We start from the raw sequence: 14,081 nt of genomic DNA on the forward strand, positions 1-14,081 counted from the left end.
CATGACCTCAGCAACAGCGGAACGGACGGGGACCGCCCCCGTCACCGGCGCCCGCGTCGAATTCCGCGGCCTGCGCCGCTCGTTCGGCCCCACCACCGCCCTCGACGGACTCGACCTGACCGTGGAACCGGGCGAACTCCTCGCCCTCCTCGGCCCGTCGGGCTGCGGCAAGACCACCGCCCTGCGCGTCCTCGCCGGCTTCGAGCGGCCCGACGCGGGCGAGGTCCTCGTCGACGGCGCCGACATCACCCACGTCCCGGCCAACCGCCGCGACGCCGGGATGGTCTTCCAGTCGTACAGCCTCTTCCCCCACCTCACCGCCCGCGACAACGTCGCCTTCGGCCTGCGCGTACGGAAGGCCGGGGCGGCCGAGCGGCACGCCCGCGCCGCCGAACTCCTCGACCTGGTGGGCCTGCCGCAGCACGGCGACCGCTACCCGCACCAGATGTCGGGCGGCCAGCAGCAGCGCGTGGCCCTGGCCCGCGCCCTCGCCCTGCGCCCCCGCGTCCTGCTCCTGGACGAACCGCTCTCCGCGCTCGACGCCAAGGTCCGCCTCAGCCTCCGCGAGGAGATCCGGCGGCTCCAGCTCGACCTCGGCATCACCACGGTCTTCGTCACCCACGACCAGGAGGAGGCGCTGTCCATGGCGGACCGCGTCGCCGTCCTCAACGCCGGACGCCTCGAACAGTGCGCGACCCCGGCCGAGTTGTACCGGCGCCCCGCGACCGCGTTCGTCGCCTCGTTCATCGGCACCATGAACCGGCTGCCGGGCCGCCTCGCGGGCCCCGGGCTCGTGGAGGTCGCGGGCGTCCGGCTGCCCGTCGACGGCGAGGCGCCGAAAGGACCCGGGGTCGACGTCCTCGTCCGCCCCGAGAACCTCACCGTGACCGAGGCCCCCGACGGCGACGCGACGGTGGTCTCCACCTCCTTCCTCGGCCCGGTCACCCGCGTCCACCTCGACCGCGCCGGCGCGCCGGTCAAGGCCGACCTGCCGTCGCGGGACGCCGGCGCGCTCGCCCCGGACGTACGCGTCGCCCTCGGCGTGGTCCACCACCCGGCCCTCGTCGTGGCCCGGGAGACGGCCGGTGAGTGAACTCGCCGCGGTCCTCTTCGACATGGACGGCACCCTCGTCGACACCGAGACCCTCTGGTGGGACGCCGTCGAGGAGGTCGCCGCCCGGCTCGGCCACCGCCTGACGGCCGCCGACGCCCCCGAGGTCGTCGGCCGCGCCGTCGAGGACACCGCCGCCCACCTCGTACGGGCCACGGGCACGTCGGGCACGTCGGGCACGGCCGGGGTCGCCTCCGCGCTCACCACCGCGTTCCGGCGGCGCGTCGACGCGGGCGCCCCGCTGCGCCCGGGCGCCGGACGGCTGCTCGCCGAACTGGAGGCCGCAGGCGTGCCGTTCGCTCTGGTCAGCGCCTCTCCCCGGTCGGTGGTCGACGCGGTGACCGGCGGCGCGCTCGCCCGCGTCCCGTTCGCCTTCACCCTCTCGGCCGACGACACCGCCCGGACGAAGCCGCACCCCGACCCGTACCGAACGGCCGCCCACCGCCTGGGAGTTCCGGTCGGATCCTGCGTGGCCGTCGAGGACTCGCCGGACGGAACCGCCTCGGCCGACGCGGCGGGCTGCGTCGTCCTGGTCGTCCCCTCCCTGCTCCCGGTGGAGCCGGGACCGGGGCGGGTCTTCGCGGAGAGCCTGGAGGAGGTCTCCCTCGCCACCCTGCGCGACCACGTGCGGCACGGCCGCTCCCCGGCCGTCAGCCCGCCCAGCGTCCCGACATGAACGTGATCGCCAGGACGGTGCTCAGCGGCGCGACCAGACAGAGGTACGCGAGCGCGACCCACCGCCGGCGCACGCTCCAGACCGCGAGCCCGACCCACAGCGGCCACCACAGGAGGGTGCTGCGGGCCACGGACATGTACCAGTACGAGGTGCCGAGCGCCCACAGCGTCAGCGCCACGTACACGGCCTCCGGCCAGCGGCGCCGCACGACGAGGACGGCGAGCAGCACCACACCGAGGGTCATGGCGAGCAGGTCAGCCTGGAACTGGGCCGCGTAACCGGTGGCCTGGGTACGGTCGAAGGCCTCGTGCCAGGTCTGCGACCAGGCCTCCCAGGGGGCGCGGAAGTGGCGGTACCAGCCGCGCTCCTGCGCGTGCTTCCACGCCATGGGGTCGCCGGTCCGCCCGTACAGGTAGCGGAAGTAGAGGAGCGCGGGCAGCCCGGGGAGGACGAGCCAGGCGGCATCGCGCTTCCGGCCCGCCCCCTCGTCCCGCCGCGTCGTCAGGAAGAGGACGACGAGCGCGGCGGCGAGGAAGAGGCCGCTGACGCGGACGGTGGTGGCGCCGGCGGCGAGCACCGAGGCGAGGAGCCACCGCTGCCGCCGGGCCGCGAGCCAGGCCGGCAGGGCGAGGGCCAGGAAGAGGGCCTCGCTGTACCCGGCGGCCAGGAAGACCGCGCAGGGCGACAGCAGGAGGAACAGGGCGGCGCGGCGGCCCGCGCCGGAACCGGGCAGGTGGAGCTCGGCGATCCGGGCGAGGGCCACGGCGGCGACGGCCCCGGCGACGAGGGAGACGAGGAGCCCGGCGACGGTCCAGTGCGGCACGAGGACGTGCACGGCGCGCAGGACCAGGGGGAGTCCGGGGAAGAACGCCTCCCGGTTGTCCCCGGGGCCCGGCCCTCCGGGGAAGTAGCCGTCCCTGGCTATGTTCAGGAAGTGCCCCCAGTCCCAGTGCTCGAAGGACGAGAGGACCGGCGCGGGCACCCGGGCGTCACCGGACGCCGGGAACAGCCAGCGGGTGCAGTACGCGGTCGTCCACACGGCCACCCGCGTCATCAGGTACAGCCACAGGACCTCGCGGTCGGCGGGGCGGAGCCGGGGCGGCGCGGCCCGGGAGGGGACTTCCGGGGGGACCGGGCGCACGGCGGAGGCGCCCCGTACGGGGGCGCGCCGGGGGGAGGGCGGTGCCGAAATCGGCATGGGTGAGGTCTCTCCGTGAGGGCATGGGTACGCACGGTCACACCCGTGGGGCGGCGAGGGCGGCACGGGGGTGAGCGGGTACGAGCGCGCGAGAAAGGGGGAAGGGAAGGCGAGGGGGCGGGGGCGGGGGCGGGCGGGTCAGCCCTGCGTCGTTGCCGTCGTCGTCGCGGTCGCCGGTGCCGTCGTCGCCGGTTCGGTCCCCACCGGTGCCGTCGTCGTGCCCGAGCCGCCGGGGGACGTGGTCGCCGAGCCGCCGGGAGTCGTCGGCGGGTGGGTCCGCCGGCCTTCCGTCGTGCTGCCGGGGTGCGGCGGAGTGGCGCCCTCCGTCTCCCGGGGCGGAGGCCCGGGGAGGTCGGTGGAGCTGGGGCCGGGCAGGGGTACGGAGGGACTGGTCGCGGGCAGGACGGGACCGGCGGGGCCGGGGGCGAGCGTGGCGGCCGTCGCCACGCCGAGGACGGCGGCGACGCCCGCCGTGGCCGTGGCGAGGGCCAGTCGGCGCCGGTGGGCCCGCCTGCCCCGTGCGACGACCTGGGCGACCGGGGGCGTCGTGGCCTCCCGGCTGCCGTGGTCGGCGGCGGCCCGGAAGAGGGCCCTCAGGGAGGGGTCGGAGTGATCGTTCACCGGGATCCGGCCTCCTGCTCGGTGTCCTTGAGCCGGTCGGCGAGGGCGGTGCGCCCCCGGCCGAGGTGGGTCTTGACGGTGCTGGCGGACAGCCCGGTCTCGCCCGCGATCTGCTCGACGGTGAGGTCGCACAGGTAGTGCAGGGTGACGGTGCGCCGCTGCTGGGCGGGGAGGGTGCGCAGGGCGTCGACCAGGACGACGTGCTCCGGTCCCGGCCCGGCGGTGTCGGCCGGGGCCGCCCGCCGGCTCCAGGCGTCGGCCGTACGCCTCCGGAAGCGCCAGCGGCTCACGGCGAGGCGCCAGGCGACCGTGCGGATCCACGCCTCCGGTCCGCTGTCGCGGTCCAGCTGGCGCCGCCGGTTCCAGCCCTTGATGAACGCCTCCTGGACAACGTCTTCAGCCTCCTGCAGATCGCCGAGCATGACGTAGAGCTGTCCGGTGAGCCGCCCGACCGACTGGACGTAGAACGCTTCGAACTCTTCGACGGTCAACGGCAACTCCCGGGTCTCTCGCTTCACCGGGCATACGCCTGGCACGGCCTCGACGGTCTACACGGTTTCCGAGGGAAGCGCGTGAGCCCGGTCACACCGCGGATCCGCGCGGTCGTCCGCCGACCGTCGACCCTAAGGGGTGCCCCGTCGCTCAGGCCTCGGGGGAGGCGTCCCGTACGGGGTGCTTGCTCAGGATCGACACGCGGTTGAAGGCGTTGATGGTGATCGCCACCCAGAGCACGGCGGAGACCTCGTCGTCGGTGAGGGCCAGGCGGGCGTCGGCGTAGGCGCCCTTCTGCGCGAGGGCGTCGGCGGGGTGGGTGGTGGCCTCGGCCAGGGCCAGCGCCGCGCGCTCGCGCGCCGTGAAGAGCTCGGTCTCCCGCCAGGCGGCGAGCACGCCGAGGCGGCGGGTCGTCTCGCCGGCGCGCAGGGCGGCCCGGGTGTGCACGTCGAGGCAGGAGGCGCAGCCGTTGATCTGGGACACCCGGAGGTTGACGAGTTCGACCAGGCGCCGGTCGAGCCCGGCGTCGGCGGCCGTCGCCCGCACCGCCTCGGCCGTCCGGACCAGGGCGTGATAGGCCTGGGGGCTCTGCTTGTCGAGGTGGATCCGCCCGGCGGCGGGGGCTCCTGCCGTGTCGCTCACTGCGCACTCCTTCTCGGGGATCTCCGGGATCTTCGGGATCTCCGGGATCTCGGCGGCCGTGGAAGCTATCATCGCCCATGATTGTTTAAAATGAAACTATAAGCTTCCGAAGGGGTCGAGGATGAGCGGGAAGACGGAGACGGGGCCCGGGCCCTTCGGGGTCGAGGTGCTGTCCGCGCGGGACGTCCCCCTGGGCGGCCCGCGGGCGATGACCGTACGGCGCACGCTCCCGCAGCGGGCCCGCACCCTCATCGGGGCCTGGTGCTTCGCCGACCACTACGGCCCCGACGACGTCGCGGAGTCCGGCGGCATGGACGTGGCCCCGCACCCGCACATCGGTCTGCAGACCGTGAGCTGGCTGTTCGGCGGGGAGATCGAGCACCGCGACAGCCTGGGCAGCCACGCCCTCGTACGGCCCGGCGAGCTCAACCTCATGACGGGCGGCCGCGGCATCAGCCACTCGGAGGTCTCCACCGCCCGCACCACGCTCCTGCACGGCGTACAGCTGTGGGTCGCCCTCCCCGGGGAGCACCGGGACGCGGCCCGCGACTTCCAGCACTACGCGCCGGGGACCGTCCGCCTCGACGGGGCGGACGTCAGGGTCTTCCTCGGCTCCCTGGCCGGCGAGACCTCCCCGGTACGGACGTTCACCCCCCTGCTCGGCGCCGAACTCCTCCTCGACCCGGGGGCGACCGTCACGCTCGCCACGGACCCCGCCTTCGAACACGGCCTGCTCGTCGACGAAGGAGAGGTCCGCCTCTCCGACACCCTCCTGCACCCGGCCGAACTGGGCTACACCGCCCCGGGCTCCACCGCCCTCACCCTGACGAACACATCGGACGCTCCGGCCCGCACGGTCCTCCTCGGCGGCCCGCCGTTCGAGGAGGAGATCGTCATGTGGTGGAACTTCGTCGCCCGCACGGACGAGGAGATCCGGCGGGCCCGGGAGGACTGGGCGGCCGCCTCCGACCGCTTCGGCGAGGTCACCGGCTACCCCGGGACCCGCCTGCCCGCCCCGGAACTGCCCGCGACTCCTCTGAAGCCGCGCGGACGGGTGCGCTGACCCGGGGAAACCCGGAGACGGGCCGGTCGTGCTTCCGTCGGCGGGGAACCCGGCGCGTTCGCGGCTCGGGGTCCTCGGGGTCCTCGTCCTATCCTGGAATCCGTGGGAACGGGGAAGGGGAAGCGGATGAACTGGATCTGGGTGGTTCTCATACTCTTCTGGACCGGCGGCTTCGCGTGGGCGGCGGACAACATCCGCACCGCGCTGAAGCACCGGCACGAGCGCAGGATGGAACTGCTGGAGGCCGCCAAGCAGGAGCGGCTGGCGATCGAGGCGGCGCACAGGTCGCCGGAGCCCGTGTGCGGATGCACGCACCACCTCGCCAAGCACGACAAGCAGGGCCGGTGCCACGAGCGGGTCGAGGTGCCGACCGCCTGGGACGAGGAAAAGAAGCCCCTGCGCTACGAGGCCGGACAGTGCAACTGCCAGCAGTACGTGGGGCCGCAGCCCCTCTCCCAGGTGTTCGCGGAAGAGCTGACGGACCGGGCCTGACCGGATCCGGGCGTACGGGCTGCCGCCCTCAGGGGCTCGCCGGGTCGAAGCCGTAGCGCGGGCTCGCGGACCCGCCGGATTCCCGGCGGTAGACGTAGACGGCGGCCGCTCGCACCTCGCTGCCGGGGGTTTCGACCCGGCACGGCACGGTCACCTGGATCACGTCGGGGGACCCTCGCACCTCTATGCGCACGCCGTCGGCCGGACCGCCGACGAGAAGGGCGGACCCGTACGCGTGCTCGTCCTCGTTCCTGGGCATGGTGGCACCTCGAAGGCGGTACGGGAGCGGGCGGGCACCGGACCGCGGCGGCACCCCCGAGTGGCAGGGGGTGCCGGGCGGAACGGGGCCGGACCACTCGGCGGTGGCGGGCTACTCAGGGGTGGTAGGGCTGCTTGGCGGTGGCAGGGCTACTTGGTGGTGGCGAGCGCGGCGAGCGCCTGCGCCCAGCGCGCGTACTTCAGCTCCGCGAGGTCGGAGACCGTCTCGACCCCGAAGGCCTCCCGCAGCAGTTCGCCGTCCCGGTCGGACACGCCCTTGAGCGCGGCGACCGGGGCCGCGAGGATCTCGGGCAGGCTCTTGTCCGCCCACGCCTTGTCCAGCACCTTGTCCAGGTCGATCGAAGCCATGACACCCTCCCGGGGGAAACGAATGGGCACGGGAAGGACCCGCCCGCCGACACGCGGGCGCCCCGTCCCCGAACTTTCTACAGTGCTGTAGAAGCGTAGAGGGTGGACACCTCGACGAGGGTGCTCCTCGTGGACCTCCGGCCAGAAAGTCCGAAAATGATCACGTGGTGACGAAGGCCGTACGGCCCACCGTCGAGCCGGTCGCCCCGGTGGACGTCCCCCGGCCCTCGATGCCCGTTCGCCTCTCCTCTACAGTTACGTAGAGGTCTGTGCGCTTCCATGATCGCCTCCCCCTCCGGAGCGAGAAGGAGCGAGCGACCCGCGACGGACGACGTCGTCCCGGGCCACGTGACGACGGAGGGCGTCCCGGGGGAACTCGTCGGCCCCGCCGCCGTGTGATCCCGCGCCCCCGTCACGTACCCGCGGATACTCGGGTTCCGACCACCGTCCCCAGAAGGAGCACCTTCTTGTCCGCCAGAACGACCCGCCCCCACGTGCCCGGGGGCGGTGGCCGATGAACGCCGCTCTCGGCCTGCTGGCCGTCCTCGTGCTGACGGCCGGTACCGGCTACTTCGTCGCCCAGGAGTTCGCCTACGTCGCCGCCGACCGCCTCGCGCTCGCCCGGGAGGCCGAAGCGGGGGACAGGCGGGCGGCCCGCGCGCTGAAGGTCCTCGAACGCCTCTCGTTCATGCTGTCGGGCGCGCAGCTCGGCATCACCGTCACCGGCCTGGTCGTCGGCTTCCTCGCCGAACCGTCCGTCTCCGCCCTCCTCAGGCCCCTTCTGGAGGGCACGGGCCTGTCCGCCGGCGCGGTCTCCGCGATCTCCGTCGTCCTCGCCTTCGCCCTGGCCACCGTCCTGCAGATGGTCCTGGGCGAACTCGCGCCCAAGAACCTGGCACTGGCGGTGCCCGAGCGACTGGCCAAGTCGCTGGCCCCCTCCACCCTCCTCTACTTGAAGGTCGTCGGCCCGGTCGTCCGCGTCTTCGACGGCGCCGCCAACAAGCTGCTGCGCAAGGTCGGCATCGAGCCGGTCGAGGAGCTGCACCACGGCGCGACGCTGGAGGAGCTGAGCCATTTGATCGGCGAGTCCCACGAACAGGGCGAGCTGCCGCCCGCCACCGCCGAGCTGCTCGACCACGCCCTGGAGTTCTCCGAACGCACCATGGCCGAGGTCATGGTGCCGCGCGCCGACGCCGTCTTCGTACGCAAGGACGCCACCCTCACCGAAGCCGTGGAGCTGATCGCCGGGCACGGCCACTCCAACTACCCGGTCCTCGGCGACCACCCCGACGACATCACCGGCGTCCTGGGCGTGAACGAGCTGATGCGCCTGCCCGGGGCCGCCTTCGACACCACCACCGCGGGCGAGGCCGCCCGCCGCCCGCTCCTGCTGCCCGACACGCTGCCGCTGCCGAGGGCGGTGGCGCAGATGCGCGAGCGCGACGACGAGTTCGCCGTCGTCCTCGACGAACACGGCGGCGTCGCCGGCATCGTGACCTACGAGGACATCGCCGAAGAACTCGTCGGCGACATCGCCGACGAGAACGACAGGATCGTCGCCGTCGCCGCCCGGGACGGCGAGGGGTGGCGGGTGGACGCGGGCCGGCGCCTCGACGAGATCGAACAGGCCACCGGCATCGCCCTGCCCGAGGAGGACGACTACGACACCGTGGCCGGCCTGATCATCGACCGCCTCGGCCGCTTCCCGACCATCGGGGACCGGCTCACCGTCGACGACGTGCGGATCGAGGTCCTCGGCCTCGACCGCCACGTCCCCGAGCGCGTCCGCATCGAGAAGGTCCGCGCCGAGCAGGCCGAGGAGGCCCGGACATGAGCTTCCCCATGGCACTCTTCGTCACCGTCCTGCTGCTGATCGGCAGCGGATTCTTCGTCGCCGCCGAGTTCGCCCTCGTCGCCGCCAAGCGCCACCGCATCGAGAAGGCCGTCGCCGAGGGACGGCGCGGCGCCAGGGCGGCGCTCGCCGGTATGCGCGAACTGTCCCTGATGCTCGCCGGAGCCCAGCTCGGCATCACCCTGTGCACCCTCGGCCTCGGCGCGATCTCCAAACCGGCCGTCTCCCACGAACTCGACCCGCTGCTGGTCGGGCTGGGCCTGCCCGCGAGCCTCAGCTACGGGATCTCCTTCGCCGTGGCCATGATCGTCGTGGTCTTCCTCCACATGGCCGTCGGCGAGATGGCCCCCAAGTCCTGGGCCATCGCCCGCCCGGAGCGCTCGGCCATGCTCCTCGCCCCGCCCTTCAGGGCCCTGGTCAAGACCGTGCGCCCGCTGATCCGGCTCCTGAACAAGGTCAGCAACGCGCTCGTGCGGCTGTGCCGCGTCCAGCCCCGCGACGAACTGACCGCCGTCCACAACCGCGAACAGCTCACCCACCTCGTCGTGGAGTCCGAACGGCTGGGACTGATCAACAAGACCGACTCCCAGCTCATCACCCGCTCGCTGACCGAGCCCCAGACGCCGGTGGCGGGCCTGCGGACCCCGACCGCCGACATCGTCACGGTCCCGGCCGACGCCGACCTCGACGCCCTCCTGGCCCGGGCCTCCGAAGCGGGCCGCTCGCGCCTCCTGGTCCGCGACGGCGACCGGTTCCTCGGCTCGGTCCACGCCCGCGACGCCCTGGTCGCCCGCACCCGCGGCCGGGACCTCACCGCCCGCGACCTCGCCCGCCCCGTACCCGAGCTGACCACCGCCACCACGGTCTCCGAGGCCGTCGAGCAACTGCGCCGCCGCCGCTCCTCCCTCGCCGTCGTGCGCGACGAGGACGGGACCCTCACCGGACTGGTCAGCCTCGACGACCTGCTGGTCCGGCTGATGGGGCCGCAGACGACCTGAGATCCCGGGGGAGCCGCAGACGATCCGAGGTGCCGGGGGAGCCGGAGACGACCTGAGGTCCGGGGGAGCAGGACCCCCGGCCCGTCGTCCGGCCGCGTCGCGGGAGCGGATCCGGTGAGATCACCCGAACGGGGCGTTCCCTTCGGTGGGCGGGGTCGTTGGGGAGTCTGGAATTCCGAAACCGATCACAACCGACCGATGCTCGCCCGAGCCACCGCGATTCCCTTCGCAGGAACGTATCTGCGACTCCGCTTCGGGGTGGCTCACCGGGTGGGTTCCGCACCTCGGCGTGGCGTCCCGCCACCGTCGCTACAGATACAGAAACCGTGAAGAAGCTCATCGCAACCGCACTGTTCACCGGCGCCTTCGCCGCGGGTACGGCCATGACCGCGCCCGCGGAACTGACCAGCCGCACCGCCCCCCTGCCGTCGGCCGACAAGCTGTACGACCTGCTGGAGGGGGACACCGTCGACGAGACGCCGCCGGTCACGCCGCAGGAGTGATCCCGGCGGCCCCGTCAGGCCGCGTCCGCGCGCGCGGCGATCGCGTCGAGGAGCAGCCCGAGGGTCGTCTCGAACTGGTCGTCGTCGTCGGCCTCGGCCAAGTGGGGGGCGACGGCGGCCAGATGGGGGTGGAGCGCCGGCGGGACGGCGAGGTACTCCCGGCGCCAGGCCATCCTGTCGCCCTCCCTGGAGCGGCCGTCGAGCGCGGCCGCGGCCGCCTCGTACGAGGAGAGCGCGAGGGCCGTGTCGACCAGGGAACGGTAGTAGCGGGCCGCGTCCCGCTCGCCGAAGCCCGCCGCGCGGAGCGCGCCGACGACCACGTCCGCGCCCCGGAACTCCGCGGCGCGCCGGGACACCCGGGTGGTGGAGAGGAGGGCGACCTGGGGGTGGGCGAGGCAGGCCGCGCGCATCCGGCGCGCCAGCGTCTCCAGCGTCCGCCGCCAGTCGTCCGCCGGCGCGAAGCCGTCGAGGGCCTCTTCGACCAGCCGGTCCGCGAGGCCGAGCAGGATCTCGTCCTTGCCGGAGAAGTGCCGGAGCACCGCGGTGTGGTTCGCGCCCAGCTCGGCGCCGAGGCGGCGGAGCGTCAACGCGTCGGGGCCCTCGCGCTCCACCAGGGCGAGGGCGGTGTCCAGGATCCGCTTCTGGTTCAGGGCGGTGGTGGGCGGACGGCCACGGCGGGCTTTCCCCGGGGGCGCGTCCCGCCCTGTGGATTCCGTCATGGCCGCCATCCTACCGGCCGCCACCAGGGCTTCTCCGGTCCGTTCAGCCGTCCTGGGCCAGCCGGGCCGTGAGCGCGGTGAGCGCGGCCACCGTCTCGGCGTCCCGCTCCGGATCGTCGGCCGTCGGCCAGGCGCTGGTCTTCACCACCACCACGTCCGCGACGGGATCGACCCAGAGGAACTGGCCGTGGATGCCCAGGCCGGTGAAGGCCCGGTGCTCCCCGCCCAGCGTCCACCACTGGTTCGCGTACCCGTAGTGGGCGGGCAGGTCGCAGCCGAGGGCCCCGACCTCCAGGTGCGGCAGCCCCGCCCCCCGGCTGCGCTCGGCCCACGCCGCCGGTACGACCTGCCGTCCGTCCCAGACCCCGCCGTGCGCCATCAGCACCCCGAGCCGTGCCAGGTCCCGGACCGTCGCGTTGAACGAGCCGCCGCCGAGCGCGGTGCGCGGACGCCCCCGGGTCAGGAAGTAGTACGCGTCGCTCTCCGCCCCGACCGGATCCCACAGGCGCCGGGCCGCGTAGCGGGCCAGCGGCGTGCCCGTCGCCGCCTCCAGCACCTGGCCCAGTACCTGGGTGTCCAGGGTGGAGTAGTTGAACGCGGTCCCGGGCTCGGCGGCGCGCGGCAGCGAGCGCAGGACGTCCAGGATCGACCCGCCCCCGGTCACCGCCCGTTCGAAGCGGCCGATCGGCGCGTCGGGGTCGGTGTAGTCCTCGACGCCGCCGGCGCCGCTGCACATGTCGAGGAGGTGCCCGACCGTCGCCCCGTCGTAGGCGGAACCGGCCAGCTCGGGGAGGTGGGAGACCACCTGGTCGTCCAGGGAGAGGGCGCCCTCCTCCAGGGCGATGCCCACCAGCATCGACGTCACCGACTTCGTCAGGGAGAACAGCTGGAACCGCGCGCCGGGCGAGGCGAAGCGGCCGGGGTAGCTCTCGTGGACCAGGACGCCCCGGTGGACCACGGCGAACCCGGTCGTGTGGGTGCGGCGGTGGAGGTCCTCCAGGGTGCGCCGCCCGTCGAACTCGTAGGAGCACTCCAGGGTCCGTACGCGCCGGACGAACGGCCTCGGCCGGGGGGAACGGGGCACGGTGTCCGTGGGCATCAGGGCCGACATGTGCGTGAACGTCCACTCGTTGACCGGCCGCCCGGTGGCCACCGCCCCCTGGTTGCGCCACAGCCACACCGCCCCTGCCGCCAGGCCCGCCCCCGCGACCGCCGCGCCCCCGAGCCCTCGCGCGTTGAGCCCCATGCCGTCCTCCACTCTCGCTCCATTATTTCGAACCAATGGTGACACCAGTGGTGACGAAAGAGCAAGGAGGGGTCGTGTCGGTGGCCGGTGGCAGGATCGGGGGATGCTGATCGAGGGATACGACGACGGCCCGTTGACGGCGGGCGAACCACTCCTCGACCGTCCGGGCTTCTGGTCGAACCACCTTCCGGTGCTGTGCGCTGACGGGGACTGCGCCGAGCGGCCGGATCCGGAGTGGTTCGGCGACGACGGCGCCGATGCCGACGCCCTGTCCGAGGTCCTCTTCGATCCCGGGCACTGGCCGGTGTTCCGGGTGCCCGCCGGGACCGGCCCCGGAGCCGTGGTGGTCTACCGCAACCTGGTCGGCGACCACGGCACCGACTACCTCCTCACCGACCCGGACGGGAGCGGCGCCCGGCGGATCGCCCGCTGGGACGCGTACTTCACGGGCGCCGGGCTGACGTGGCGCGAACTGACCGGCATCGCCGACGGGGCCTCCTCCGCGGCCGAAGCGACCGAAGCGATCGAAGCGGCTGAACCGGCCGAAGCACCTGAAGCGCCCGAAGCGCCTGAACCGGCCGAAGCCTCCGAACCGGCCGAAGGCGTTCGGGACACCCCGTCCCGCCTCCTCCTGCTCCTCCCCCTCCTCACCGACCCGGACATACCGGAAGAGGCCTCGGCGCGGGTCGCCGCCGCCCTGACCGAGGTCGGCGCGCCCGCGCACACCGCCTCCGCCACGGCGGACCACCTGCTCGCCCACCTCGCGAGGAGATCCCGACACGATCCCGCGTGGGCGTCCCCGCTCAGCGGCGGCTGAGAAGGAGCACGGGCTGCCCCCCGCCCGCCCTCAGGAATAGCCCCCGCCCACCCCCAGGAATAGCCCCGGTCCCCACCGGAGTTGCCACGATCATGACGACCGATACGCCGCGGCCCGAGGTGCTGCGCTACACCGCCTTCTCCAGCGCACCCGGCGGCGGAAACCCCGCCGGTGTCGTCCTGGACGCCACCGGCCTGGACGACGACGCCATGCTGGCCGTCGCCGCCGACCTCGGATACTCGGAGACCGCCTTCCTCACCGCGCCCCCGGAGGGCCTCGGCGGCGGGGAGGAACGGGCGTACGCCATCCGTTACTTCAGCCCCAGGGCCGAGGTGCCGTTCTGCGGGCACGCCACCGTCGCGACCGCCGTCGCGCTCGCCGAGCGCACGGGCCCCGGGAAGCTGGTCTTCGCCACGCCCGCCGGCACCGTGCCGGTGGAGGTCGTCCGGGAGGGCGGGACGCTCCGGGCCACGCTCACCAGCGTCGAGCCGCACGTCGAGGAGATCGACGGCGCCGACCTCGCGGAGGCGCTCGCCGCGCTCGGCTGGCCGGCCGCCGACCTCGACCCGGCCTTCCCGCCCCGCGTCGCCTTCGCCGGCGCCCGCCACCTCGTCCTGGGGGCGGCCACGCGCGCCCGCCTCGCGGACCTCGCCTACGACTTCGCGCGCCTCGAAGCCCTGATGCGGCGCCTGGACCTGACCACGGTCCAGCTGGTGTGGCGGGAGTCGGCCACCGTCTTCCACGTCCGCGACCCGTTCCCCGTCGGCGGCGTCGTCGAGGACCCCGCGACCGGCGCCGCGGCCGCCGCGTTCGGCGCCTACGCCCGTGAACTCGGCCTGGTCCCCGAGGACGCCGTCCTCACCCTGCGCCAGGGCGAGGACATGGGCCGCCCCGGCGAGCTCACGGTGACGCTGCGCGCGGGCGACCCGCGCGTCCGGGTCGGCGGCGAGGGAGCCCGTATCGGCTGAGGCGCCGGAGGCGACCGCCGCGCGGCATCCGGCGGTCGCCGTTCCCGTACGCGCGC

17 protein-coding genes are annotated in these 14,081 nt (G+C 74.0%); 9 read left to right on the plus strand and 8 right to left on the minus strand.

Translation table 11 applies throughout. The features are described 5' to 3' along the window. Position 1 precedes the first annotated feature (1 nt). Together ACIQVI_RS03265 and ACIQVI_RS03270 are read left to right on the plus strand one after the other, a co-directional pair. Positions 2-1,093: an ABC transporter ATP-binding protein gene (locus ACIQVI_RS03265; RefSeq protein ID WP_403590380.1), complete on the plus strand. Its 1,092-nt coding sequence runs from the start codon at positions 2-4 to the stop codon at positions 1,091-1,093. Next, the gene (locus ACIQVI_RS03270; RefSeq protein WP_403590383.1) at positions 1,086-1,787 is read left to right on the plus strand and encodes an HAD family hydrolase; all 702 of its coding nucleotides are present in this window, start codon (positions 1,086-1,088) and stop codon (positions 1,785-1,787) included. Before ACIQVI_RS03265 ends, ACIQVI_RS03270 begins: the two co-directional genes overlap by 8 nt. On the opposite strand, the gene ACIQVI_RS03275 is transcribed toward ACIQVI_RS03270, so the two are convergent. The 4 genes from ACIQVI_RS03275 to ACIQVI_RS03290 form a co-directional block, all read right to left on the minus strand. After that, a complete protein-coding gene (locus tag ACIQVI_RS03275; RefSeq protein WP_403590386.1) occupies positions 1,762-2,985 on the minus strand; it encodes a mannosyltransferase family protein in 1,224 nt (407 codons plus the stop codon). The two genes, ACIQVI_RS03270 and ACIQVI_RS03275, sit on opposite strands and share 26 nt — an antisense overlap. 138 nt (positions 2,986-3,123) lie before the next feature. Continuing rightward, positions 3,124-3,606 (minus strand): hypothetical protein, encoded by a 483-nt coding sequence (locus tag ACIQVI_RS03280; RefSeq protein WP_403590389.1) that lies wholly within the window; start codon positions 3,604-3,606, stop codon positions 3,124-3,126. Further along, on the minus strand, positions 3,603-4,124 hold the full coding sequence (locus tag ACIQVI_RS03285; protein WP_403590392.1) for a SigE family RNA polymerase sigma factor: 522 nt from the start codon (positions 4,122-4,124) through the stop codon (positions 3,603-3,605). The genes ACIQVI_RS03280 and ACIQVI_RS03285 overlap by 4 nt, the downstream gene beginning before the upstream one ends. Before the next feature lie 124 nt (positions 4,125-4,248). Further along, entirely contained in the window at positions 4,249-4,740 is a 492-nt protein-coding gene (locus ACIQVI_RS03290) for a carboxymuconolactone decarboxylase family protein (protein ID WP_403592232.1), read from the minus strand. A 121-nt stretch (positions 4,741-4,861) separates the two neighbouring features. On the opposite strand from ACIQVI_RS03290, the gene ACIQVI_RS03295 reads away from it, so the two are divergent. Both ACIQVI_RS03295 and ACIQVI_RS03300 read left to right on the plus strand, forming a co-directional pair. Further along, positions 4,862-5,803: a pirin family protein gene (locus ACIQVI_RS03295; protein ID WP_403590395.1), complete on the plus strand. Its 942-nt coding sequence runs from the start codon at positions 4,862-4,864 to the stop codon at positions 5,801-5,803. A gap of 126 nt (positions 5,804-5,929) precedes the next feature. Beyond that, complete coding sequence (locus ACIQVI_RS03300; protein ID WP_403590398.1) at positions 5,930-6,295, plus strand: hypothetical protein; 366 nt, start codon at positions 5,930-5,932, stop codon at positions 6,293-6,295. Positions 6,296-6,323: 28 nt separating this feature from the next. On the opposite strand, the gene ACIQVI_RS03305 is transcribed toward ACIQVI_RS03300, so the two are convergent. Together ACIQVI_RS03305 and ACIQVI_RS03310 are read right to left on the minus strand one after the other, a co-directional pair. After that, positions 6,324-6,554 carry a hypothetical protein gene (locus ACIQVI_RS03305; protein WP_351969981.1) on the minus strand — a complete coding sequence of 77 codons (231 nt, stop codon included), beginning with the start codon at positions 6,552-6,554 and terminating at the stop codon, positions 6,324-6,326. A gap of 149 nt (positions 6,555-6,703) precedes the next feature. Next, positions 6,704-6,922, minus strand: a complete 219-nt coding sequence (locus ACIQVI_RS03310) for a hypothetical protein (RefSeq protein ID WP_351969980.1) — start codon at positions 6,920-6,922, stop codon at positions 6,704-6,706. Between the two features lie 514 nt (positions 6,923-7,436). On the opposite strand from ACIQVI_RS03310, the gene ACIQVI_RS03315 reads away from it, so the two are divergent. The 3 genes from ACIQVI_RS03315 to ACIQVI_RS03325 all read left to right on the plus strand — a co-directional run bounded on the left by ACIQVI_RS03315 (position 7,437) and on the right by ACIQVI_RS03325 (position 10,275). Next, positions 7,437-8,756 (plus strand): hemolysin family protein, encoded by a 1,320-nt coding sequence (locus ACIQVI_RS03315; RefSeq protein ID WP_351969979.1) that lies wholly within the window; start codon positions 7,437-7,439, stop codon positions 8,754-8,756. After that, the gene (locus ACIQVI_RS03320) at positions 8,753-9,772 is read left to right on the plus strand and encodes a hemolysin family protein (protein WP_403590402.1); all 1,020 of its coding nucleotides are present in this window, start codon (positions 8,753-8,755) and stop codon (positions 9,770-9,772) included. Before ACIQVI_RS03315 ends, ACIQVI_RS03320 begins: the two co-directional genes overlap by 4 nt. 326 nt (positions 9,773-10,098) lie before the next feature. Beyond that, complete coding sequence (locus tag ACIQVI_RS03325; RefSeq protein ID WP_351969977.1) at positions 10,099-10,275, plus strand: hypothetical protein; 177 nt, start codon at positions 10,099-10,101, stop codon at positions 10,273-10,275. A gap of 14 nt (positions 10,276-10,289) precedes the next feature. On the opposite strand, the gene ACIQVI_RS03330 is transcribed toward ACIQVI_RS03325, so the two are convergent. Continuing rightward, the gene (locus ACIQVI_RS03330; RefSeq protein ID WP_403590405.1) at positions 10,290-10,994 is read right to left on the minus strand and encodes a TetR/AcrR family transcriptional regulator; all 705 of its coding nucleotides are present in this window, start codon (positions 10,992-10,994) and stop codon (positions 10,290-10,292) included. A 43-nt stretch (positions 10,995-11,037) separates the two neighbouring features. Continuing rightward, positions 11,038-12,240 carry a serine hydrolase domain-containing protein gene (locus tag ACIQVI_RS03335; RefSeq protein ID WP_403590408.1) on the minus strand — a complete coding sequence of 401 codons (1,203 nt, stop codon included), beginning with the start codon at positions 12,238-12,240 and terminating at the stop codon, positions 11,038-11,040. A gap of 103 nt (positions 12,241-12,343) precedes the next feature. Between ACIQVI_RS03335 and ACIQVI_RS03340 the strand changes: the two genes are divergently transcribed. Further along, on the plus strand, positions 12,344-13,057 hold the full coding sequence (locus ACIQVI_RS03340; RefSeq protein WP_403590411.1) for a hypothetical protein: 714 nt from the start codon (positions 12,344-12,346) through the stop codon (positions 13,055-13,057). Positions 13,058-13,149: 92 nt separating this feature from the next. Then, entirely contained in the window at positions 13,150-14,025 is an 876-nt protein-coding gene (locus ACIQVI_RS03345) for a PhzF family phenazine biosynthesis protein (RefSeq protein ID WP_403590414.1), read from the plus strand. Positions 14,026-14,081: the final 56 nt, after the last annotated feature.

This window comes from Streptomyces sp. NPDC098101, assembly GCF_044760185.1.
Lineage (GTDB): Bacteria > Actinomycetota > Actinomycetes > Streptomycetales > Streptomycetaceae > Streptomyces.